General features: G+C 36.4%; 23 protein-coding genes. 14 read left to right on the top strand and 9 right to left on the bottom strand.

Annotation, left to right across the window (positions count from 1 at the left end; genetic code table 11):
* The 11 genes from rpsM (at position 1) to ctlX (ending at position 10,677) form a co-directional block, all read left to right on the top strand.
* Entirely contained in the window at positions 1-375 is a 375-nt protein-coding gene (rpsM, locus tag ACZ1GR_RS06375) for a 30S ribosomal protein S13 (RefSeq protein ID WP_377768522.1), read from the top strand.
* Positions 376-387: 12 nt separating this feature from the next.
* Complete coding sequence (gene rpsK / locus ACZ1GR_RS06370; RefSeq protein ID WP_339337647.1) at positions 388-780, top strand: 30S ribosomal protein S11; 393 nt, start codon at positions 388-390, stop codon at positions 778-780.
* 103 nt (positions 781-883) lie between these two features.
* Positions 884-1,489, top strand: a complete 606-nt coding sequence (gene rpsD / locus ACZ1GR_RS06365; RefSeq protein WP_377768520.1) for a 30S ribosomal protein S4 — start codon at positions 884-886, stop codon at positions 1,487-1,489.
* An 18-nt stretch (positions 1,490-1,507) separates the two neighbouring features.
* Positions 1,508-2,500, top strand: a complete 993-nt coding sequence (locus ACZ1GR_RS06360) for a DNA-directed RNA polymerase subunit alpha (protein WP_377768519.1) — start codon at positions 1,508-1,510, stop codon at positions 2,498-2,500.
* Between the two features lie 59 nt (positions 2,501-2,559).
* Positions 2,560-3,060, top strand: coding sequence for a 50S ribosomal protein L17 (gene rplQ / locus ACZ1GR_RS06355; protein WP_472611354.1), 501 nt, complete (start codon positions 2,560-2,562; stop codon positions 3,058-3,060).
* 87 nt (positions 3,061-3,147) lie between these two features.
* Positions 3,148-4,260: a glutamine-hydrolyzing carbamoyl-phosphate synthase small subunit gene (gene carA, locus ACZ1GR_RS06350; RefSeq protein WP_472611353.1), complete on the top strand. Its 1,113-nt coding sequence runs from the start codon at positions 3,148-3,150 to the stop codon at positions 4,258-4,260.
* A 117-nt stretch (positions 4,261-4,377) separates the two neighbouring features.
* Positions 4,378-5,670, top strand: a complete 1,293-nt coding sequence (eno, locus tag ACZ1GR_RS06345; RefSeq protein WP_472611352.1) for a phosphopyruvate hydratase — start codon at positions 4,378-4,380, stop codon at positions 5,668-5,670.
* Between the two features lie 115 nt (positions 5,671-5,785).
* A complete protein-coding gene (locus ACZ1GR_RS06340) occupies positions 5,786-7,321 on the top strand; it encodes a glycogen synthase (RefSeq protein ID WP_377768515.1) in 1,536 nt (511 codons plus the stop codon).
* 118 nt (positions 7,322-7,439) lie between these two features.
* Positions 7,440-8,723, top strand: coding sequence for a citrate synthase (locus tag ACZ1GR_RS06335; protein WP_377768514.1), 1,284 nt, complete (start codon positions 7,440-7,442; stop codon positions 8,721-8,723).
* A 94-nt stretch (positions 8,724-8,817) separates the two neighbouring features.
* A complete protein-coding gene (locus tag ACZ1GR_RS06330) occupies positions 8,818-9,732 on the top strand; it encodes a dimethylarginine dimethylaminohydrolase family protein (protein ID WP_377768513.1) in 915 nt (304 codons plus the stop codon).
* A 15-nt stretch (positions 9,733-9,747) separates the two neighbouring features.
* Complete coding sequence (gene ctlX, locus ACZ1GR_RS06325; RefSeq protein WP_377768512.1) at positions 9,748-10,677, top strand: citrulline utilization hydrolase CtlX; 930 nt, start codon at positions 9,748-9,750, stop codon at positions 10,675-10,677.
* Here ctlX and ACZ1GR_RS06320 read toward each other — a convergent pair.
* The 4 genes from ACZ1GR_RS06320 to ACZ1GR_RS06305 form a co-directional block, all read right to left on the bottom strand.
* Positions 10,674-12,173, bottom strand: a complete 1,500-nt coding sequence (locus ACZ1GR_RS06320) for a carboxypeptidase-like regulatory domain-containing protein (protein WP_377768511.1) — start codon at positions 12,171-12,173, stop codon at positions 10,674-10,676. The genes ctlX and ACZ1GR_RS06320 overlap by 4 nt on opposite strands.
* Positions 12,174-12,257: 84 nt before the next feature.
* Positions 12,258-13,682 carry an SDR family oxidoreductase gene (locus ACZ1GR_RS06315; RefSeq protein ID WP_377768509.1) on the bottom strand — a complete coding sequence of 475 codons (1,425 nt, stop codon included), beginning with the start codon at positions 13,680-13,682 and terminating at the stop codon, positions 12,258-12,260.
* A complete protein-coding gene (locus tag ACZ1GR_RS06310; RefSeq protein WP_472611351.1) occupies positions 13,679-14,191 on the bottom strand; it encodes a DUF1648 domain-containing protein in 513 nt (170 codons plus the stop codon). Before ACZ1GR_RS06310 ends, ACZ1GR_RS06315 begins: the two co-directional genes overlap by 4 nt.
* Complete coding sequence (locus tag ACZ1GR_RS06305; protein WP_472611350.1) at positions 14,191-14,616, bottom strand: hypothetical protein; 426 nt, start codon at positions 14,614-14,616, stop codon at positions 14,191-14,193. Before ACZ1GR_RS06305 ends, ACZ1GR_RS06310 begins: the two co-directional genes overlap by 1 nt.
* A 105-nt stretch (positions 14,617-14,721) precedes the next feature.
* On the opposite strand from ACZ1GR_RS06305, the gene argS reads away from it, so the two are divergent.
* Together argS and ACZ1GR_RS06295 are read left to right on the top strand one after the other, a co-directional pair.
* Positions 14,722-16,680 (top strand): arginine--tRNA ligase, encoded by a 1,959-nt coding sequence (gene argS, locus ACZ1GR_RS06300; protein ID WP_472611349.1) that lies wholly within the window; start codon positions 14,722-14,724, stop codon positions 16,678-16,680.
* Positions 16,680-17,483 (top strand): zinc-dependent peptidase, encoded by an 804-nt coding sequence (locus tag ACZ1GR_RS06295; protein ID WP_472611348.1) that lies wholly within the window; start codon positions 16,680-16,682, stop codon positions 17,481-17,483. The genes argS and ACZ1GR_RS06295 overlap by 1 nt, the downstream gene beginning before the upstream one ends.
* A 75-nt stretch (positions 17,484-17,558) precedes the next feature.
* Here ACZ1GR_RS06295 and ACZ1GR_RS06290 read toward each other — a convergent pair whose 3' ends face one another.
* Positions 17,559-18,305: a bacteriorhodopsin-like gene (locus tag ACZ1GR_RS06290; protein WP_472611347.1), complete on the bottom strand. Its 747-nt coding sequence runs from the start codon at positions 18,303-18,305 to the stop codon at positions 17,559-17,561.
* Between the two features lie 121 nt (positions 18,306-18,426).
* Between ACZ1GR_RS06290 and ACZ1GR_RS06285 the strand changes: the two genes are divergently transcribed.
* On the top strand, positions 18,427-19,299 hold the full coding sequence (locus tag ACZ1GR_RS06285; RefSeq protein WP_472611346.1) for a Brp/Blh family beta-carotene 15,15'-dioxygenase: 873 nt from the start codon (positions 18,427-18,429) through the stop codon (positions 19,297-19,299).
* Here the strand turns inward: ACZ1GR_RS06285 and ACZ1GR_RS06280 are convergent.
* The 4 genes from ACZ1GR_RS06280 to ACZ1GR_RS06265 all read right to left on the bottom strand — a co-directional run bounded on the left by ACZ1GR_RS06280 (position 19,296) and on the right by ACZ1GR_RS06265 (position 23,916).
* Positions 19,296-21,779 carry a TonB-dependent receptor gene (locus tag ACZ1GR_RS06280; RefSeq protein WP_472611345.1) on the bottom strand — a complete coding sequence of 828 codons (2,484 nt, stop codon included), beginning with the start codon at positions 21,777-21,779 and terminating at the stop codon, positions 19,296-19,298. The two genes, ACZ1GR_RS06285 and ACZ1GR_RS06280, sit on opposite strands and share 4 nt — an antisense overlap.
* A 55-nt stretch (positions 21,780-21,834) precedes the next feature.
* On the bottom strand, positions 21,835-22,746 hold the full coding sequence (locus tag ACZ1GR_RS06275) for a FecR family protein (RefSeq protein ID WP_472611344.1): 912 nt from the start codon (positions 22,744-22,746) through the stop codon (positions 21,835-21,837).
* A gap of 96 nt (positions 22,747-22,842) precedes the next feature.
* Positions 22,843-23,301, bottom strand: a complete 459-nt coding sequence (locus tag ACZ1GR_RS06270) for a GyrI-like domain-containing protein (RefSeq protein ID WP_472611343.1) — start codon at positions 23,299-23,301, stop codon at positions 22,843-22,845.
* Positions 23,302-23,415: 114 nt separating this feature from the next.
* Positions 23,416-23,916: an RNA polymerase sigma factor gene (locus ACZ1GR_RS06265; RefSeq protein WP_472611342.1), complete on the bottom strand. Its 501-nt coding sequence runs from the start codon at positions 23,914-23,916 to the stop codon at positions 23,416-23,418.
* Positions 23,917-24,032: the final 116 nt, after the last annotated feature.

Below are 24,032 nucleotides of genomic sequence, written 5' to 3'. Positions count from 1 at the left end.
ATGGCAAGAATTGCAGGGGTAGATATCCCAAAACAAAAGCGAGGCGTAATTGCACTTACCTATATCTTCGGAGTTGGTAGGAGCCGTGCTAAAGAAATTTTAGCAAAAGCTGGTGTTAGTGAAGACACAAAAGTTTCTGATTGGAACGATGATGAAATCGGGAAAATTCGTGACGCTGTTGGTTCTTACACAATTGAAGGTGAGCTTCGTTCAGAAACGCAGTTGAATATTAAACGTTTGATGGATATTGGATGTTACAGAGGTATTCGACACAGATCTGGTCTGCCATTAAGAGGTCAGCGTACAAAGAACAACTCTAGGACAAGAAAAGGAAAGCGTAAAACAGTTGCTAACAAGAAAAAAGCGACTAAATAATAGTTAGGTATTATGGCAAAAGCAAATACTAAAACAACCAAGAAACGTAAAGTTATTGTTGATTCTAATGGGGAAGCCCATATCACAGCATCTTTCAATAACATTATCATTTCTTTGACCAACAAAAAGGGAGACGTAATCTCATGGTCTTCTGCAGGTAAATTAGGATTTAGAGGTTCTAAAAAGAATACACCATATGCTGCTCAAGTAGCTGCTGAAGATTGTTCTAAGGTGGCTCATGAAGCTGGTTTAAGAAAGGTAAAAGTTTTCGTAAAAGGACCAGGTAATGGTAGAGAGTCAGCTATACGTTCTATACACAATGCGGGAATTGAGGTAACAGAGATTATCGATGTTACTCCAATGCCACATAATGGATGTAGACCTCCAAAAAGAAGAAGAGTATAATTAATCAATATGGTTCGCCTTAGGCGGATTTTCACCGAAGGTGTACAAAAGATTATCGAAGGATAAGCCTTAATTCATAATCACACTTTCATAAACTTAGAAGATGGCAAGATATACAGGACCAAAATCAAAAATCGCACGTAAGTTTGGCGAAGCGATATTCGGAGACGACAAAGCCTTCGAAAAAAAGAATTACCCTCCGGGACAACACGGTAACAACCGTCGCCGTGGAAAAAAATCAGAATATGCAATCCAGTTAATGGAAAAGCAAAAAGCTAAATATACCTATGGTATTTTGGAAAAACAGTTTAGAAATTTATTCGCGACTGCCAAAAGAAAAGAAGGTGTAACTGGTGAAGTGCTTTTACAATTGTGTGAATCTCGTTTAGACAACGTTGTTTACAGAATGGGTCTTTCTTCATCAAGAAGAGGGGCAAGACAACTGGTATCACACAGGCATATTACAGTAAATGGAGAGTTAGTAAACATTCCATCATATTCATTAAAACCTGGCGATGTTGTTGGTGTTCGTGAAAAATCAAAATCTGTTCAAGCTATAAATGATTCCTTGGCGAATAATAGTAGCGTTTACGAATGGATTACATGGAACAGTGAGAAGAAAGAAGGTGCTTTTGTGAGCATTCCTGAAAGACTTCAAATTCCAGAGAACATCAAAGAGCAGTTAATCGTCGAGTTATATTCTAAATAAAAACAACACTAATCCAATATGGCACTACTTAATTTTCAGAAGCCCGATAAAGTTATAATGATAGACTCGACAGATTTCGAGGGGAAATTCGAATTTCGCCCTTTGGAGCCTGGCTATGGATTAACTGTTGGGAACGCATTACGAAGAGTACTACTTTCTTCCCTAGAAGGTTTTGCAATAACTGCAGTACGAATCGATGGAGTTGAGCATGAGTTTTCGGTTATCCCGGGCGTTGTTGAAGATGTGACGGAGATAATCTTAAATTTAAAACAAGTTCGTTTTAAAAGACAGATTGATGATGTTGAAAGTGAAACAGTTTCTGTTTCGTTGAGCGGAAAAGATAAATTGACCGCTGGTGACTTTCAAAAATTTATTTCAGGGTATCAGGTTTTAAATCCAGACTTGGTTATCTGTAATATGGATGCTAAGGTTTCAATAAACCTAGAAGTAATTATTGAAAAAGGACGTGGTTACGTTCCTGCGGAAGAGAATAAAAAATCTAATGCTCCAATAGGAAGTATTGCGGTTGACTCGGTTTACACACCGGTCAAAAACGTAAAATATAGTATTGAAAACTTTAGGGTAGAGCAAAAGACCGATTATGAAAAGTTGGTTTTTGAAATCTCTACTGATGGTTCTATCCATCCTAAAGACGCTTTAACAGAGGCGGCTAAGGTTTTAATACACCACTTCATGTTGTTTTCAGATGAGCGTATCACATTAGAAGCTGATGAGATAGCGCAGACCGAGACTTATGATGAAGAATCACTGCACATGCGTCAACTATTGAAAACCAAATTGGTCGATATGGATTTGTCAGTTCGGGCACTAAATTGTTTGAAAGCTGCGGAAGTGGATACTTTAGGAGATTTGGTTTCTTTCAATAAGAACGACTTAATGAAATTTAGAAACTTTGGTAAAAAATCATTGACCGAATTAGAAGAACTAGTGATTAACAAAGGACTTCAGTTTGGAATGGATTTGGCAAAGTATAAATTAGATAAAGATTAAATAATCATATTTTGCTCTCCGCAATAACGGATTTGGTAGCAAGATGATAATATAGAAAAATGAGACACGGAAAGAAATTTAACCACTTAGGTAGAACAGCGGCCCACAGAAAGGCAATGCTTGCTAATATGGCATGTTCTTTAATTGAGCACAAAAGAATAAACACGACCGTTGCAAAAGCAAAAGCTTTAAAGCAGTTTATTGAGCCATTGATTACAAAATCAAAAGCTGAAAACAATCAGACTATTGAAAAAGGAACTCACAATCGTAGAGTTGTTTTTAGTAATCTGAGAGATAAGCATGCTGTAACCGAATTGTTTGGCGATGTTGCTGAGAAAATTGGTGATAGACCAGGTGGTTACACAAGAATCATTAAGTTGGGTAACCGACTAGGTGATAATGCAGATATGGCAATGATAGAGTTGGTTGATTACAACGAAATCTATAACGCAGATAAACCTGCTAAGAAAACTACGAGAAGAAGCAGAAGAGGTGGTGGAGCCAAAAAGGCAACCCCAGCACCAGTTGAAACAACAGCAACTGATGACTCTGAAGAATAGTATGTTAATTACTAGTTTAAAATACATTAAAGGATACGCTAAAACGTATCCTTTTTTTATGTTTTTTTGTTAAATTTTATTTACGATATGAAATATCACACAAGAAAAAAAGCACTTATATTATTACAGGACGGGACTATTTTTTATGGGAAAGCCGTAGGAGATAGAGAAGGAACTGCATTTGGTGAAGTTTGTTTCAATACTGGTATGACAGGTTATCAAGAGATTTTTACGGATCCTTCATATTATGGACAGCTTATGGTGGCCACTAATGCGCATATTGGCAATTATGGAACTCATGAAGATGAAATTGAATCAGATTCTATAAAAATTGCTGGTTTGATTGTCAAGAACTTCAGCTATAACTATTCTAGACCAAGCGCAAATGCTAGTTTGTTGCAATTTCTTGAAAAGAATGATTTACTGGCAATCTCTGATGTTGACACTCGGGCTTTGGTGAGTTACATTAGAGACAACGGTGCGATGAATGCGGTTATTTCTACAAGGGTTGACGATATTGAAGCTTTAAAAGCAGAATTAAAAGAAGTTCCAAGTATGAAAGGTTTAGAGCTGGCCTCTAAAGTTTCAACTAAAGAACCTTACATCTATGGTGATGAGAATGCAAAGTATAAGATTTCTGCTTTAGATATTGGTATCAAGAAGAATATTCTTCGAAACCTGGCAAAACGCGGTGCATGTGTGAAAGTTTTTCCATTCGATACTTCTAAAGAGGAAATGATTGCTTGGAACCCCGATGCATACTTTATCTCGAACGGACCAGGCGATCCTGAGCCTTTAACTGAAGCTATTGAAACTACCAAGGCCCTGTTGGAAATGGATAAGCCTTTATTCGGTATTTGTCTAGGGCATCAGGTATTGGCGCTTGCAAACGGAGTTTCTACCTATAAAATGCATAATGGACATAGAGGTATAAACCACCCTATTTTAAATCTGATGACGGGTAAAGGTGAAATTACATCTCAGAACCATGGCTTTGCTATTAATAGAGAAGAGGCTGAAGCAAATGGTGATCTAGAGATTACACATACCCATCTAAATGATAACACGGTAGCCGGACTAAAGTTGAAGGGTAAAAATGTGTTTTCTGTTCAGTACCATCCAGAAGCAAGTCCTGGGCCGCATGATGCAGATTATCTTTTTGATCAATTTTTCGATGCCATAAAAACAAGTGCTAACTAAAACGTTGTAGTTTATTTTTAGGTTATTATCAGGTAGTTATGTAGTTTTCTTTAAGGCTAAAAGAGCGTCCTTTCGTATCTTCGTTCTTCTTAATTTCAATCACAAATAAATATAACAATGAGCATTATTATCAATATTCATGCGAGACAAATTTTAGATTCGAGAGGTAACCCAACTGTAGAGGTTGATGTAGTTACGGAAAACGGAGTTTTGGGCCGTGCAGCTGTTCCATCGGGGGCATCTACTGGCGAGCATGAAGCTGTAGAGCTGCGTGATGGAGGAGACTCTTTTATGGGCAAGGGTGTTGGAAAGGCGGTCAATAATGTGAATACCCTCATTGCAGAAGAGTTAGTTGGTGTTTCTGTCTTTGAGCAGAACTTTATCGACCAAGCGATGATTGATTTAGATGGTACCCCAAATAAATCAAAATTAGGCGCTAATGCTATTCTAGGTGTTTCTTTAGCTGTTGCAAAAGCTGCAGCGGAAGAGTTGGGTATGCCATTATATCGATATGTTGGTGGTGTTAGTGCTAATACACTTCCTGTTCCGATGATGAACATTATCAACGGTGGATCACATTCAGATGCACCTATTGCTTTTCAAGAGTTTATGGTGATGCCTGTCAAGGCGAAAGACTTTAGTCATTCCATGCAAATGGGAACTGAAATCTTCCATAATCTAAAAAAGGTACTACATGATAGAGGATTGAGCACTGCTGTTGGTGATGAAGGCGGCTTTGCACCTACTTTAGAAGGTGGTACAGAAGATGCTTTGGATACTATAGCAAAAGCTGTTGATAAAGCGGGATATAAACTAGGTGATGACGTGATGATTGCTTTAGATTGCGCTGCCGCTGAATTTTATATAGATGGAAAATATGACTATACAAAGTTTGAAGGCGATAAAGGGCAAGTAAGATCTTCTGAAGAGCAAGCCCAGTACCTAGCCGATTTATGCGCAAATTACCCTATTATCTCAATTGAGGATGGTATGGACGAGAACGATTGGGACGGTTGGAAAATGCTAACCGATAAAGTTGGTGATAAAGTGCAATTGGTAGGTGACGATTTATTTGTTACCAATGTGGAGCGCCTTTCTCGTGGTATAGAGAACGGAATTGCGAATTCTATTCTTATCAAAGTAAACCAAATAGGCACGTTGACAGAAACAATTGCAGCCGTGAATATGGCCAAAAATGCAGGGTACACCTCAGTGATGTCGCATCGTTCAGGAGAGACCGAAGATAACACCATTGCAGATTTGGCGGTTGCATTGAATACGGGTCAGATCAAAACTGGTTCAGCCTCTCGAAGTGATCGTATGGCCAAATACAATCAACTGCTTCGTATTGAAGAAGAATTAGGTGACACTGCTTATTATCCTCAAGAAAAAGCTTTTAAAATAAAGTAGAATTATTTCTATAGTGTAAAAATTGAATCATAGCCTTTCTTCTTTTAGAAAGGCTTTTTTTTGAACTATAGATAATGTATATTATGCTTCGAGACCAACTAATTATAGAAAGGATATGAATAGTTTTCTTTTTGCAGCAGCTGAGAACGATGGTATAGCCAATTGCAAAGCTGGCGGAATGGGAGATGTAGTAAGAGATGTTCCCAGACAAATCTCTGAAAAAGGAGATAAGGCCCATGTGGTTGTTCCTTCTTATGGTAGGTTACACCAACAAGGGGTCTTAAAGACCAAGTTGAACTTTTCGCTTCGCGGGATGGTTTATACTGCTGAGTTGTATGAGGTTAAACCGAAAAAAGAGTATCCAAATGTCTATCATTATGTTGTTCACCATCCCGAAATAGAGGCGGGGGGTATTGCACATATTTATCATGATGACCCCGAAGAGCCTTTTTATACAGATGCTATTAAATATTTTATTTTTTGTACTGCGGTAGCCGAAGCTATAAAAAAAGGGGCCTTCGGTAAATTAGATATTGTTCACCTTCACGATTGGCATTCTAGTTTATTGCTTTTTCTTAGAGAATATCATAGAGGTTATGAGAATCTTAGAAAAATAAGATTTGTCTATAGTATTCATAACCTAGCGATACAAGGTATCCGCCCTTTTGAAGATAATTATTCTTCTTTACGAAATTGGTTTCCTGATATTCCTTTTGATGAAAAAGGCCTTATTGATTACAGGTATCAAGATTGTATTAATTTAATGGCAGTAGGCATCCGTTTGGCAGATGCCGTTCATACAGTGTCTCCCTCCTACAAAGAAGATGTAATGAAGCCAAGTTCACCACCAGAATTTATCGGAGGTGAGGGCTTAGAGAAAGATTTGCAACAGGCCGATAAAGAAAATAGACTTTTTGGTATTCTTAACGGCTGTAATTACAAGAATATTAATGTCGAAGAAAAAGGCCAAATCTATCGAAATACGGTTAAGGCCCTTTTTAGCTGGCTTCAAGAAGAGTCAAAAAAATATAAAGCTGATTTTTTGGCCCATACCGGGGAGAAAATTATGCAATATGTAGATAACGAACCAAAGTTTATTGTTTCGAGTGTAGCTCGATTAACGGAACAAAAATTCTATTTTTTTAAACGTTCTCCGGAGGCTTTCGTTGCTATCTTAAAAAAGCTAGAGAAAATAGATGGTATTTTTATCCTTCTTGGAACTGGAGCCCCAGAATATGAAGAACTATTTAGGGATATCAGTTACAAGCACAAGAACTTCATTTTCACAAACGGACAATCGGAGAATTTGATTGATTCTATGTATTTAGAATCTAATCTCTACTTTATGCCAAGCCTTTTTGAGCCATGCGGAATCAGTCAAATGCTCTCCATGCGAAACGGAAATCCCTGTTTGGTTCACCATACGGGCGGACTTATAGATACCGTTAAGCATATGAAAACAGGTTTTGGTTTTGATGGGGACTCTTATGACCAAAAGATTAAAAATATGCTTTCCACTTTTGATATTGCGTTGGATATTTTTGTAAACGATAAACCAACATGGAAAAAGATTCAAACTAACGCTAAGAAAGCACGATTCACGTGGCAAAAATCAGTAGATGAATATTATAAGGTTCTTTATAAAATGTAAACCTATTTTCTTACTTCAAGTATTGTTAAGAATTCTCCAAAATTGAAGGGCATTATTGTTAAAACCTTTCCTTTTTCGTAATTTTAACAGCTTATCATAATAACTATAAATCATTTAAATGTCGGACAAAGCAACACTTGAATTTGAAGGAAAAAAGTATGAATTCCCGGTTATAAAGGGAACGGAAGATGAGTTGGCAATCGATATTAAAACTTTGAGGGGAACTAGCGGAATCGTTACCATTGACCCAGGTTACAAAAACACAGGCTCTTGTGAAAGTGCAATTACTTTTTTAGATGGTGAAAAAGGAATTTTACGTTACCGCGGGTACTCAATTGAAGAACTTGCCGAAAAGGCTGATTTTCTTGAGGTGGCCTACCTTTTGATTTTTGGAGAGCTGCCAAACAAAGAGCAGTTGGCTGCCTTTCATTTAGATATTAAGAACGAATCTCATGTAGATGAGGAAATGAAAAAGATTTTGGACGGTTTTCCAAAGTCTGCTCATCCAATGGGTGTATTATCTTCACTTACGAGTGCCTTAGTGGCATTTAACCCTGGTTCGGTCGATGTGGCTTCCAGCGATGCTATGTACAATTCCATTGTGCGTATTCTGGCCAAGTTTCCGGTATTGGTTGCTTGGGCTATGCGCAAGAAAATGGGACTCCCTTTAGATTATGGGGACGATTCTTTAGGTTACGTTGAGAACATTCATAAAATGATGTTCAAAAGACCGAATCAAGAATATAAAAGAAATAGAGTGGTTATTGATGCGTTGGATAAGTTACTTATTCTACATGCTGACCACGAACAAAACTGTTCTACATCGACGGTGCGAATAGTTGGTTCTTCTCATGCGGGATTATTTGCTTCCCTTTCTGCCGGTATTTCGGCATTGTGGGGCCCATTGCATGGTGGTGCAAACCAAGCCGTATTAGAAATGTTAGAAGCTATTGAGGCCGATGGCGGTGATACCAAAAAATATATGGCCAAAGCCAAGGATAAATCAGATTCTTTTAGGTTAATGGGCTTTGGGCATAGGGTCTACAAAAATTTTGACCCAAGGGCAAAGATTATCAAGAAGGCCGCTGATGAAGTTTTAGGGGATTTGGGCATTAACGACCCTATTTTAGATATCGCCAAAGGATTAGAGAAAGAGGCGCTTGAAGACGAGTACTTTGTAAAAAGAAAGCTTTATCCAAATGTAGATTTTTATTCGGGCATTATTTATCGTTCGCTGGGCATACCTACGGATATGTTCACGGTAATGTTCGCTTTAGGAAGATTGCCGGGGTGGATAGCACAATGGAGAGAGATGCGTCTGCGTAATGAGCCTATTGGTAGACCAAGGCAAATTTATGTAGGTGAAAACTACCGCCCTTTTGTTGGCGTTGACAAGAGGTAGATTGCTACCTTAATAAAAACAATAAAGCTCTTTTATCTAATAAAAGGGCTTTTTTTATACCAAAAAACGAGTTTATTTTATAAAAATTTTTCAAATGCTTCAGTTGAACATTAACAATGAAACTTCGCCTTTAAAAGCTGTGGTGCTTGGTACTGCTGAAAGTTGTGGCCCAACACCAATACCTGAGGAAGCCTATGACCCTAAGTCTTTAGAGCATATTCTCGCTGGAACTTATCCTACAGAAGCTGATATGATTGAAGAAATGGAAGCCTTTGCGAAAGTATTTGAGAAGTATGGTGTAAAGGTTTATAGGCCATCTGTTTTACACGATTGTAATCAGATATTCTCTAGAGACATCGCTTTTGTAATTGGTGATAAATTGGTGCATGCCAATATTCTGCCCGATAGGGAAAAAGAGTTTCAAGCGATACAGCATGTAATAAGTGAAATAAAGCCAGAAAATATCATATATCCTCCTGAAGAAGTGCATATAGAGGGAGGGGATGTGATGCCTTGGAACGATTATATCTTTGTAGGCACGTATACCGGTTCAGATTATCCTGATTATATAACGGCCCGAACAAATAAAGAAGCGATAGAATTTTTAAAAAAACAATTCCCAAACAAAACTGTAAAGTCTTTTGAACTAAGAAAATCCAATACGAATGCCAAAGAAAACGCTTTGCATTTAGACTGTTGTTTTCAGCCTATCGGAAAAGATAAGGCCATTCTTCATAAAAATGGATTTTTGGTTGAAGAAGAGTATCAATGGCTTGTAAATTATTTTGGAACAGAAAATATATTTGAAATAACGGCTGAAGAAATGTATCAAATGTTTAGCAATGTATTTTCAATATCACCTGAAGTTGTAGTTTCCGAACGTAACTTTACTAGACTAAACAACTGGCTTAGAGGTCAAGGTTTTACCGTAGAAGAAATCCCCTATGCTGAGATTGCCAAACAAGAGGGGCTTTTACGATGCAGTACCTTGCCCTTAATTCGCGAATAAAGAAAAAGTATTTAAATGCAGATTACCAATACCATCCTAATGATTCGCCCTGTGGCTTTTCGTATGAACGAGCAGACGGCTGTAAATAATTATTTTCAAGAAGATATAGACATAAAGAATCAAACGATCAACACAAGAGCTCAAAAAGAGTTTGACGACTTTGTAAGTGTATTGCGCGATAGAGGAGTAAATGTAATCGTTGTTGATGATCGAAAAGAAACCGATACCCCAGATTCTATTTTTCCGAACAATTGGGTTTCATTTCATGCTAATGGTACAGTAGTGGTTTACCCCATGTTTGCTGAAAATCGTAGAAAAGAAAGACGCGAAGATGTTTTTGACATTCTTGAAGAAAAAGGCTTTCGAATAGATAATATAGTCGATTATACTTCAGCTGAGAAAGAAGGCGTTTTTCTAGAGGGTACCGGCAGTATTTTAAAGGATAGGGTTAATCAAAAGGCCTACTGTGCACTTTCAGAAAGGGCACATGAAGAATTGTTCATCGAGTTTTGCGAAGATTTTGATTGTTTTCCGGTCATATTTACTGCTAATCAAACTGTAGATGGTCAGCGATTGCCAATTTACCATACCAATGTAATGATGGCAATGGCAGAGACTTTCGCTGTTATTTGTTTGGATACCATAGATGATAAAAAGGAACGTAAAAACGTTACCGAACATCTAAAAAAAGATGGTAAAGAGATTATTACTATTACGGAAAAACAAATGCATCATTTCGCTGGCAATATGCTGCAAGTATATGGTGCGAAAGACAAACGCTTTATGGTCATGAGCTCAGCGGCATACCACAGTTTGCGCGAAGATCAAATAAGTGCTATTAAAAAGCATTGCGATATCATACACAGTTCTTTAGAAACTATAGAAACTTGTGGGGGTGGTTCGGCACGCTGTATGATGGCGGAGGTGTTTTTACCTAAAGCTTAGTCTGATTCTGTAGCTGTAAACTCTCTAATGGCCTGGTTGGGTTCCATAATGTTGTAACCTTTCCAAAATTCAGGGTCATACTTTGCCATATAGGTGGCCTTGATACTTTTATCTTCTTTAAAACTATCAAACTGGTTTTGGTCGATAATGGTATTGTCAAAAATCACGAGTTCCCATTTATTGGTATTGGTCATTCTAAAATCAATATTTAAACGTAGTTCATTTTGTTTGTTTCTACCTTTAACATGCTTGTTTTTTTCTATGACATCTAGCGGTCTATCAAATCTAAACCAACGTCCAAAACTAAAATCCACAAATTTCAAGTCATACTTGTTATTGGAGAGTTTCGTAAAGTGCATTGAACCTTTATATAGTATTTCCCTATAAAAAATACCTAATAACCTGAAGTTTCTTAGGTTCTTAAGATTTTCAAAGTCAATTCTCATGATGGCAAAATCTTCAATATTAACAAAGATTCTTCCTTTAAAGTCTGCACCGCCCTTTGGTTTAAAATCGATTACATAAACTCCAGCGTTGTCAATATCGGCATATCCGGCAAGTTCGAATTCATACTTCCTACTTTTGTTTATGACATTTAGTTTAGTGTCTTCTTCGTAAAAGACCTCGCCTAAGAGTTCGTCAAAAATGTGTTTTTGTTCATCTACAAAGTCAGAGACGGTGTCTTTCTTCATTTCTTTTTCGAGTTCTTTGGCCTCTTCGGCTTCTAAATCACTCATAATAGAATCTACCTGTATTTTTTCACTGAAGATTCCTGATTTTATTTTTAAATAGGAATCAGGCTTAACGTTTTGTTTGAAGATATTCTCCATACGCTTACCCAATTCATCAAAAGAGCCGATATCTTTTTTATCATAAAGATTGGCTGCTTTTAAGACATTCACTTTATAGTCTTTTTTAGTCTTGTAGAAATCACCGAGAGCTTCAGTATAGTGATATGAATTTCTAGGGATTATACTTGCAAGGCTATCGATAAACTCCTTGTCTAGCTCTTCAATAGAGGATTTTTCAAATCCGAAATCCACTTTTTGGATGTTCCCAAAAACCGACTGTCTCAAGAAATAACGTTGTTTTATGGGGTCATTATTTGTGTTCTGAGGTAAACGCTCTTTCATTTTGTCAATAATCTCATCAACCTCTAATTCTTTATCGAATAGGTATACTCCGCTAAGTTCAATAGCTTTTGGTTGTATGTAAATAACACTATCTAATAGGCTTTCATAGGTAAAACCCAATTTTTCATAGCCCATACTAGAGATATAGATAGAATCAAGTTTTTGCGTGGTAGCATCTAATACAAAACTAAATCTGCCTTCTTCATTAGAAATTACGCCTTGGTTTTCGCCATACTGAATGGTTACATATGGAATAGGGTTTTTGGTTTTACCATCGACTACTTTTGATGAAATAGTTTGTGCTAGGCTAGATGAAACAACAGATAGGCAAAGTAATAGTGTAAGCGTGTAATATGATTTCATGTAAATTGGTTTTTTGATAAAGTGATGTATATAGATAAAGACGTTTTTTGATTGGGAATGGTTGCTTCAAAAGTCGAGCCAAGATTATTTTTTGGCAATATTTCTGATCATACCGCCAAAAATAAAATAATGCAAAGGCACTATACTATACCAGTATAACCTACCTTTTAGGCCACGTGGACGAAAAGTTGCAGTTTGATGCAACACATTGTCTTCGTCAATTTTAAATTCTAGCCAAGCTTCGCCAGGTAGTTTCATCTCGGCAAAAAGTAATAAACGTTTTCCTTTTTTGTCAGCTAAAAGAACACGCCAGAAGTCAAGGGCATCTCCAGCAAAAATTTTATCAGGATGTGTTCTTCCCCTTCTAAGTCCAACACCACCGAAAAGTTTATCTAAAAACCCTCGAATTTTCCAGAGCCAGTTGCCATAATACCAACCTGTTTTGCCTCCTATCTTCCAAATTCTTTTTAACACCCTTTTTGGGTCGTCTACTTTTAGTTTTTGTTCATCCCTAAGCACCCCAAACTTGGGAACCTGAACATACTTTTCAAGATTCTTATTAAAACGACCGCTGACCATGCTGTCTTTCCAACTACTCATAACAAGATTCTGCTCAATTTTTTTAAAGGCCATGTCAATAGCTTCCATGTAGGAATGTGGCGTAATATCTAACAGCTCAGAAAGTCTATTGTCGTTTGCAATGACCTCAATTTTCATGCTATCGACTAGGTTTAGCGCCAATTTATATGAGGTTGAGGTAACAAAATATAACCAGTATGAGGATAGTTTTGGTGTCATTACCGGTACGGTGACTATCCAATTTTTGAAACCTCTTGCCTTGGCGTATTGATGGAGCATTTCTTTGTAAGTAAGCACATCTGGCCCCGCAATGTCAAATGATTCATTATAGGTCTCTGAATTCCCTAGTACTCCCGTTAAAAACGCAATGACATCGCGAATAGCTATAGGCTGCGTTTTGGTCAAAACCCATTTTGGGGTAATCATAAACGGAAGTTTTTCGCATAGATCTCGTATAATTTCAAACGAAGAACTACCAGAACCCACAATAATTCCGGCACGTAAAACGGTAAGGCTAAAATTGCCTTTGTATAAAATCTCTTCTACATTTTTTCGAGACCAAAGATGTTTAGAAAGATTTTTGTCATTGACAATGCCACTTAAATAAATAACCTGTTTAATGTTGGTGTCTTTTACCAGGGCATTGAAATTTTTAGCGGTAATAGCCTCCATCTCATCAAAATCTTTGGTTGATGAGGTCATGGAGTGTATTAGGAAATAGGCAGCATCAATATCCTTCGGAATTTTTCCTTCCGAAACATCATCTAAAAAATCAATTTCTAAAACCTTGATCTTAGCCAGGGTTTCTTGGTCTACCGATAAACGTGAGGCGTCTCTAACGGTGCAGACAACATCGTGGCCAGCATCAAGCAATTGCGGAAGCAATCGCATACCGATATAACCATTGGCACCTGTAAGCAGAATCTTCATGATTTGGGAACTTTGAACATTTTAAAAATGGATATAAAGGGGCCTAAGGTTATTGCCAATAACAAAACAATTATGACCCAGCCAATGCTAAAATGATTTACTTCTTTTGCCATTAGTATAGCATTAAGTGAAATCACCAGAAAAATTAATGCGATGCCAAGATTGAGCCAGGTTAACATTCGAATACTTATTGCATAGATCTTTGACGCGTTTTTCTCGGTTACCTTGGTGGGGTAATTAAAGTTCCATGGCTTCATTTTAGTAGCGAGCATAGTCATTCCAAAATATATTGCTAGATTTAGAATAGGCAGTACCCAAAGTGTTGATTTATTTCCAAACCCGTCAGCTTCACCTTTAATGTTAAAATGGGCTGGAATAACCTCTGGCAAGCTAGCATAAAAAGAAAAAACCAAAATAAAATTAAGCGCGACGAGAAGCCAACCTGCTAAAATTAGTTTTCGGTCAAAATCATTAGGTTCTACATCAATTTTTGGATGGTTCTTAAACATTATAAATCTTCAATTGAAGTGGGGGCATTATCTGCCTTATAGTCCAATAATTTTCTAAAATATTTTTGAATGGCCTTGGTATCTGATTGTACCTTGATAAAATAATGATCTCGATAAACAGAATATACAGCAAAATCACCTTTATAGATGGTTAGTTTATAATATGGAATTAACAATGCATACGTTTCAAGTAATGATCTAAAACGAACGATAATACCCTTAGGTCGCATTTCTATATTACATGAGTTTCTGTTGTTATCTAGTATCAAAAGGTTCTGTATTTCAATACTGGTTTCTTTAATAAATAGCTTCGGAGAACCAATTCCTCCTAGTTTTAGACGTTCTTTTAGGGTAAAGGGTTTGCCCACTTCATCATCAACCTTTTTGGTTATTTTCTTATCGTTGTACGAAACATTTAGTAACATATCTTAAAATTAGTGAAATACAGGGTTTCATGACTTTTGAATAGTCTTAATCTTATCTAAAAAGGTTAAAAAAACGTAGTTTTGCAGCTTGAAAAGGCAATTTTGATGGAGCTACAAAAGGTTTTAGAGCAAAAAGTACAACAAGCGGTCAAAGATTTATTCAAAGCTGATTTACCCTCGGTGGAATTTCAACCCACCCGGAAGGATTTTGAGGGAGATGTTACCGTTGTCGTTTTTCCAATGTTACGTGTTGTAAAGGGCAATCCGGTGCAAATCGGAACACAAATAGGGGAGTATCTTGTCGCTAAGGTAACTGAGGTTTCTAAATTTAATGTAGTCAAAGGCTTTTTGAATTTGGTAATAGCGGATTCGTATTACCTAGATTTCTTCAGAACTATTTCCACAGATGCCAGCTATGGCTATGCAAAAGTAGCTTCTAAAGATGCTGTTATGGTCGAGTATTCTTCACCGAACACAAACAAACCACTGCATCTGGGACATATTAGAAACAATCTTTTAGGTTATTCGGTTGCTGAGATATTAAAAGCGGCCGGACATAAAGTATATAAAACCCAAATCATCAACGATCGTGGCATACATATTTGTAAAAGTATGTTGGCATGGCAGAAGTTCGGCGAGGGTGAAACTCCTGAATCTTCCGGGTTAAAAGGAGATCATTTGGTAGGGAAGTACTATGTTAAATTTGAAGAAGAACTTAAAAAACAAGCTAAACCAATTTTTAATGAATATATAAAAGGGAATATATCTCCGCCTGTAGTTGGAGGATACGAAATTAAGTTTTTAGTAAAGGAAATTGAACAGCTAAAACAGAAAATAGAAAAACTAGAATCCAATGATTCAAGTAAAAAACCAGAAATACTGAAAATAAAGGAGAAAATAGTTGAAAACACTTCCCAAATAAATGATTATGCCAGAAACCGAACTGATTTAATGTCTTCTGCATATAGTATGCTTCTTCAATGGGAAGCTGGTAATGAAGAAGTAGTTTCCCTTTGGAAAAAAATGAATGACTGGGTATATGCTGGTTTTGACACTACCTATAAAAATATGGGAGTTGACTTTGACAAACTCTATTATGAAAGTGACACCTATCTTTTAGGACGGGATGCGGTTAAAGAGGGACTTGCCAAAGGAGTCTTCTTTAAAAAGGACGATGGCAGTGTTTGGATAGACCTTACCGATGAAGGTTTAGATGAGAAAATCGTACTAAGATCAGACGGTACTGCGGTTTACATGACCCAAGATATTGGTACGGCAATTCAAAGGGTGACCGATTTTCCGGACATTAACGGGATGGTATATACCGTAGGTAATGAGCAAGATTATCATTTTAAAGTATTGTTCTTAATTCTAAAGAAGCTGGGCTATTCTTGGGCTGAAAAGTTATACCATTTAAGTTATGGTATGGTAGACTTGCCATCTGGAAAAATGAAGAGCCGAGAAGGTACTGTAGTAGATGCCGATGATTTAATGGAGAATATGACTAGCACAGCAGCGACTATTTCTGAAGATTTGGGCAAATTGGAAGGTTATACGAAAGAAGAAAAGCAAGACCTCTATAAAATTATTGGTCTTGGGGCATTAAAATATTACATACTTAAAGTAGATCCTAAAAAACGGATTTTATTCAATCCTGAAGAGTCTGTTGATTTTCAAGGAAATACAGGCCCTTTTATTCAATACACCTACGCTCGAATTCAATCTATTTTACGAAAGGCAAATGATCTTGGTATTTCTGATTCGGTAAAAGACTTAGATGCTAGTGACTTAGCACTTCATGAAAAAGAAAAGGAGTTGTTAAAGCAGTTACAGCTTTATCCGGAAACCGTGCAATTGGCAGCGGAGAATTACAGTCCGGCACTCATCGCGAATTATACGTATGATTTGGTAAAAGAGTTTAATTCTTTTTACCAACAAGTATCTATTTTGGGCGAAGCTGATGAGCAGAAACGACTTTTGCGGGTTTCCCTTTCTAGAAAAGTTGGGGAAGTTATCCAATCCTCATTTAGATTATTGGGGGTAGCGGTTCCAGAACGGATGTGATGGAAGATTTAACAGAAGTGCAAAAACAAATAGCGGCAATAACCCTAGTAGTAGGTTTACTGCTTGTTTTTGTAAAGGCGCTCTATGAACGTTTTGTGCATGAACGGTTTACGTTCTTTAATCTTTTTCACCCTGTAAAGCCTATAAATGCTAAAGAACGTCGCTTTATAAGTAGCTTTCTTGTTCCTTTTGAATCCTTTAGTGCCGCACAGCGAAAACTTTTTTTAAAGCGTTTTGCTTGGTTTAAATCAAAGAAACCTTTTGTTTTTTATGGTGATATTAAAAATAAGGAAGAAATAAAAGCCTATGTATCCGCTTCGGCGATTTTGATGACCATGGGGCTCAAAAACTTTCGTTTTGAGAATTCTATCAATAGAATTATTATTTATCCTTCACAATATTATTCCAATATTGGGAAACGCCATCATATAGGAGAATATAATCCTCGAATGAAAATTTTGGTCTTTTCTGCCGAAGACTTAAAACAAGGATTTAAAATTCCGAATGACAATAAAAACTTAGGGCTACATGAAGTAGCACACGCCTTGTTGTTTGAAAATAGAAGAAAGTCAACTTGGGAGGCTAGAAGGTTTAAAGTGGGTTTGATGAAATTAAGAACGGTCTTTGATTCTACCAGCTTTGAACAAAAGATGAGTCAATCTGATTATTTAAGAGATTATGCCAAAACCAATTTTATAGAATTTTTTGCGGTATTGATTGAAAGTTTTTTTGAAAGCCCAAGAGATTTAGAGCGCGAGTTTCCAGAAATATTTTTCTACTTGGGCAAAATGCTGAATAATTAAAGTACAAGCCCTAAAAGTAAAAGGTCCAGATTTTAAATCTGGACCTTAATTTAGTAACCAACTAAAATTATAAGATTAGTTCTTGTCCCGGGCTGCAACTGCAGCACCGTAAACCACAAGACCAAATCCTATTTTATTTATGGCGTCTCCAATGTTGTAGATAACATCCATATTAAGGCCTAAATTTGCAAGTCCGTCATACCAGCCCGGTGTTCCGGCCATATATCCAAGTGGATAAATTGCCCACCCGACTAATACGAACCAACAAAGCATTTTATGTGCTTTTAAAACTGCACCGCCCGCTTCGGTCGCCAATTTTTTGGCACTACCTAACCATATTTCATATACGATGTAGAAATAAGCTATCCCTGAAATGAGACCCCAAACTGCAGGTCCGCTACCGGTATTGTATACTGCTTCGCCAAAGTAACCTGTAACAAGCATTACTACGGATGCAAGAATAAGCTTCCACATTAATGATTTTCTAGCGCCCGCAACCTTAAGAATCAAGTAAAACTCTACACACATTAAAGGTACCGTTAAAACCCAGTCGACATAACGGAAAAATGTTGGAGATTCTTCAAATGCAGCCCAGTAATCACGCATGTACCAATAGTGCACAGCTGCAATAAAGGTGATAAGACCAGAAACTAAAATGGAAGTTTTCCATTTTTTGTCAAAATCGTTCATTGATAAAAAGAAGAAAGCCGAAGCTGCCATCATAGCCATGCATCCCACAAAGAATGTGAAACCGACGTAGTCGTCAGTGGCAATTTTTGATACGTCTGCCAAAAGAGGCATGTTTAGAAACATTGTTTTCATATATATAAAAGTTAATTGTTTGCGTTTTGTTGAATCAAATCTAATAAAACTTAAACAAAAAATAGATAATATTGTTTAATATTTTTTTAATATATTTAAACAAAATCAAAATTCTAGTATTTTGAAGAACTGGATTATTGTAAGTACATTTTTTTGTCTTTGGATTTCAACTATGTTCAGTGGTTCGATTCAAACTTATTTGGCCTATGCTCTAATACTAACATTTGGTGTTTTGCATGGAGCGAACGATATTAGTGTAATTCGCATAAGCGCAAAAAAGAATGGTCTCTCTTTTGGTTTTTATAGGGTTTTAGGCTATTATATTCTTACAGTTTGCAGTATATCACTCTTATTTTTATGCTATCCTCCGGCTGCACTCATCTTATTTATTATGTTGAGCGGTTACCATTTTGGTGAGCAACATTTGAGCAGTAGGTCTACCAAGGAGTCACTATTTTCGATACTATTGTACTTCTTTTATGGATTAACAATACTGTTTATGATATTCTATTTAAATATAAACAAAGTGACTTTAATACTTAAAGAGGTAACCGGGTTTGAAATTATAGATGTCTTTTTTGGATATGGATTGTTAGGGGCAGGCATTTTTCTTACTACAATTCTGGCGTATATGAGTGTTACAAAAAAGATAATGGTTAATCTCGTTGAAGAATTTTTTTACCTATTGGTACTTTTCGTTGTATTTTCCACTGCAAATCTTCTTTGGGGGTTTTGTATTTATTTTGTAATCTGGCACAGTCTACCTTCACTTAAAGACCAGATTAAATTTTTATATGGCAATTCAAGTAGGCAACACTTTATCAAGTATTTGCATTCTTCTTGGGTTTATTGGGCAGTATCGGTAGTGGGTCTTTGTATTTTATTTGCTTTTTTTATTGATAATAGGGCACACCTTATTTCTATATTAATTTATTTCTTGGCAGCTATCACTTTTCCTCATGTTATAGTGATGTCTAGACTTAAACATTCTTAAAATTTAACTCTAAAACTCACATTAGGTGTAATGCCTAACGAGCTATTTATGACCGTTTCAATTTCGTTGTTTTCCGAAACACGGTAATATTGATTTAATATATTTTTTCGATTGGTCAGGTTCAAGACTGAAATACTTGCGCTACCTTTTAATCTTCTGGTAATATTGAAGCCATAGTTGGCAGAGGCATCAACCCTCAAGTATTCGGGTAGTCTACTGCTATTGGGCTCTTCGTAATTGATTCTATTGGGAAATGAGGTAGTATCTAAAGCTGCATCTCCTTCTTGTGGTGCAGTAAATGGCTTACCTGTTCTATAATTAATCCCTAAGCCTAACTTGAGTTTTTTTATGTTGTAGGTGCCGGCTAAGGTTATCGCATGGCGCACATCCAAATTGTTTGGAAAAAGGTTTGGAGGAATGCTGTCGAAATTATAGTCATTCTTATTGTAGGTATAACTAAGCCAAGTACTATAATTGCTACCTCTTTTATTGATTAAAAATTCAAGGCCTTTGACATCGTATTCGCCTATTTCTCCACTAAATTGATTTTGATTTTGAAAACCTTGGGTTCTGGTGCTAATACCTTCAACCTTTTTATAGAACGCTTCCAATCCGACATAAAAAGAATTTTTCTCGTAGTTAAGTCCAATAGAACCTTGTTTGCTACGTGTGATAGGTAATTCATTTTCATCTGAAAGAATCCAACGCCTTTTTTCGACACCTAAAAAGTTCTGTTCTAAGTCTATTACTTGATTGGTAGACTGACTTTTGAATTCTCCTAAGAGTTGCGCCCGTAGGTTTTTAGCTAACCTAAAATTCACATTTAATCTAGGCTCTAACAACCATTTAGAAAAAGTATCAAGATTTTCGATGTAGTTGACACGTAGTCCGCCACTCGCAATAAGCCTATTTTCAAAAGAAGTATAGTTGATTTGTGAGTAGGGAGCGTGTATTCGAATTACACCTCTAATATTTGAGTCGAAAGGAGGTTGTGTGACATCGGTAATATTTGTTATGCCCGTTTCAATATATTGGTAGCCATTACCCAAAGATAACCGGTCAGAAATGGCGTAGGTAGAATCAAATTTCAGGGCATTTTCGATAACTGTATTTTCTTGAATGAGCAGCTGATTATTATTAAAAAAGTTTTCTGCACCTAGGTCATATCTGGACACATATACGTTTAAATGTGATGAGAATTTAGAATTCCATTGACTTTGAAGTTGTAAGCCAAGCGAAACATTGGCCTGTTCTAAAAAACTTTGTGTGGTTTCACTGGTGTTCGTATTTGTTTGTATATACCGTAAATCATTGGTCATACCGATAAAATTGAGACGCAACTTTTGATTTTCATTAATATCATAAAGGAGTTTTGCAGTAAAATCATAGAAAAGAAAAGTAACATCCCTATCAATATTTTCATCAATGGTTTGATTCTGCTGATTCTGTATTTCTGAATCTTGAAAAGCGCGTTCTGTAAAACTGTTATAGGTCGGTGTGTTTAAAAAATCGGTGGTCGAACGACGTGCAGAGAATTGAAAAGCTACTTTATCATTTATTGGAAATTGACCATATACATCTCCGCTAATGAGGTTTATACCCGCTCCACCGACAAACAATCCCTCAATATCATCTTTGGTTTGCATGCTAATAACACTACTGACGCCATCTCCATAATGCGTTGGTGTGCCATTTTTGTACAGCGTTACCTTATCGGTTAGATAAGGGTTAAAGGCAGAAATTAATCCAAAAAAGTGACCAGATTGATACATTTTAATTCCGTTCCATAGTATAAGGTTCTGATCATTTGTACCCCCGCGGACATTGATATCGGAAACAGTTTCATCAATACTCTTAACACCGGGTAATGCCTGAACCGATTGTAGTACGTCAGGTTCAATGAGGCCCGGTAATATTCCTAACTCCGCAGTATTCAATGTAATGCTAGCGTCGGCTTGTTTTACAAGACCCGAAGTCAGAAATTCATAAACCACGACCTCTTCGAGCCTTTCTAAATTTTCATCAAGTAAGATGTTCGTACACTCAGCGGTATCCGCTAGGTCGTCGATGGCAATGTACCTTGTTATATAGCCTAGGTATCGAACTTTGAGCGATGCGTTTCTTGGGATATCATTAAGTGAAAAACTACCGTTTGAATCGGTCACAGTAGCTATTTCGCTTCCTAAAACTTCTACAGTAGCCCCAGGTATGGTATTTTGGGCATAATTGTCCAATACGTTTGCACATATCGAGACCAAAGAACTTTTTGTTAAGGTGTAATAGCGCTGGTTTAATTTTTCAATCTTTAACTTCGTCTGGGTTTCAAGCGCTGTGATAATGGAGTTTAAATTATTGAAGTTCGGAACAGTTATTTTTACTCCGAAAAGATCTTCGTCAACAAACGAGAATTTAATAGCATACTTACTTTCGAGTTCCGTTAAATAAGATTTAAGGGATACCTCGTTTTCTTCTTGTGCCAAAATAGATGGTATTGACAATAAGAAAAATAACGAAAAAAGAATTTTGACTAAAGTGCTACGGAGTGTTCTCGCCATAGAAAAGCACATTATTACCCTCTAATTTATAATTAATCTTTGAAGGTGTACTTATACTTTCTAACGCAATTTTTATGGCTGTGTTGCTAAAGCTTCCAGTAAATAACTGATTATCATTAATATTTTCTGTTTCAACCTTAACATTGAACTGCCTTTCGAACTCTGCCAAAACATATTTCAAGGGTATGCTTTTAAAAGAACTCTCATTGTTTACCCATGATGGTTGACCATTTTTTATGGCAGTATCATCCATTACTTTTCCATTGACTACGAGAAAAGAAGTTCCTGCCGGTAATTTTCGTTCTTTGTTGTTATATAGAACACTTACCAAACCTTCGTAACAAGTAACTTCAAAAAAATCAGTTCTATTCTCAACATTAAACTGGGTTCCTAAAACGGATACAGTACCTGATGCGGTCGAAACCGTGAATTTTTTTCCTTTGGCTACCTTAAAGAATGCTTCGCCATCTAGTTCAACGTTTCTTTCTTTAGTCCATTTCTTTTCGCTGAAAGAAATTTGAGAGTCTGCATTTAATATTACTTGAGAATTATCTGGTAATTGCACTTCCGTTCTTTCGGCAAGTTGCGTGCTGTATGATTGGTCAAGCGTATTCAAAAAGAAGTAGGAGCCCGCCAGTAATATGGCAATAGCTGCTGCAACCCTTAAAAATGATTTAAAGGGACGCAATGGTATTACTTTGGTTTCTTGAAAATCTTGAGCATTTTTAAAGTTCTCATAAGCATTGTCCGCATCAAAATCAGGTGCTTTCAATTGCTTTGAAACCTCAGAGATTCTCATATATGAGGCATACTCATCAGATTTTTTAAATTCTGAGAGTTCTGCTTCCGTAAGCTCGTTATTGAGCCATTTTGCTAAATAATTTTCTTGCATAACACTATGCTTTATGTCTTTATAACAATCTAGTAATCAAAAACCCTACTTTTTTATTTTTTTAGCTCTAAGCTGTCAGTTCTAAGCTATAAGTTGTCAGTTAACACCTAAATAAATTTCGACTTCAGAACTATCTCCTTGTTGGGATTTAATTCCGTAAACCTCAAAATCAGCTTTGTAACTTCTACTAAGTTCGTTGTCCTTTGACCAAATTTGTTTCCAGGCGGCGACTATGGCATCTGGCATTTTTCCTTTAGCAATGATTTTTTTATACTTTCCGCCACTAATTTTTTTTCCTATCATTCCAGTCGGAACATTTTCCAGATTATTCACTCTATGACCAATAATTGCCGTATAATTTCCAGTATAGTCAGATTCATAATTTGTGAATACAGAATAAACATCACTTGATAGTTTATTAGTGATTTTTGAGCTTATTTTTTCGGAATAAAATTTACTCCAGAGTTTACCCATATCCTCAATAGATTTTTCATCATTATTAGTAGATTCCGTTGCTATACCGACTATATAAAATGTTTTGAGTTGTTGTTTCATAGTATCGTTTGGCCTGCAACTTAAAAAGCTGACTAGAATTATTAATATGAATGATTTGTACTTCATTTTATATTTTCACTTACTACTTACTACTTACTACTTACTACTTACTACTCATATCCCATCAATCTTTTCCCTTAGCGTTTTTAGTGCCAAATGCATCCTTTTTTCAATTGCTTTAATACTTACACCTTCCATTGCTGCTATTTCTGCATATTTTTTTCCATCAATACGATTCAAAAGAAAAGTGGTGCGTTGGTTTTCTGGTAAAGTATCTAAGGCCTTATCTAATTTCTGTTTAAATTGTTTTTCTTCCAAAACGAATTCAGGAGACTCGTTGGAGATCGAATTGGAATACATATCTGCATATTTTAGGCGAACCTTTTCTGCCTTTATAACATTTAAATATAAATTGTTGGCAACGGTATATAAATAAGACTTTGCTTTCTCTGGAGTTACCTTGGCACAATTCTCCCAGAGTTTTACAAATGCTTCCTGTACGGCATCATTTGCTTTTTCCTTATTTCCGAACTTATAATATATATAGTTGAAAATCGTTTTAGAATTAGCTTTAAACACGGAGCTAAAGATTTGCTCCTCACATACGTTGCTCATTTAGAAAGGTATCGCTTGGCTTGCTCAAAGATATTTTAAAAAAAATTAAAAAAGAGGTAGGGTATTTTTATGCTATGTTGTTTTACTAGCAAATAAGCAATGAATAAATCCAAATC

The organism is Croceitalea sp. W27, assembly GCF_055693185.1.
Note: the sequence above shows the minus strand (reverse complement) of the source record. Positions and strands in the feature narration are given on the sequence as shown.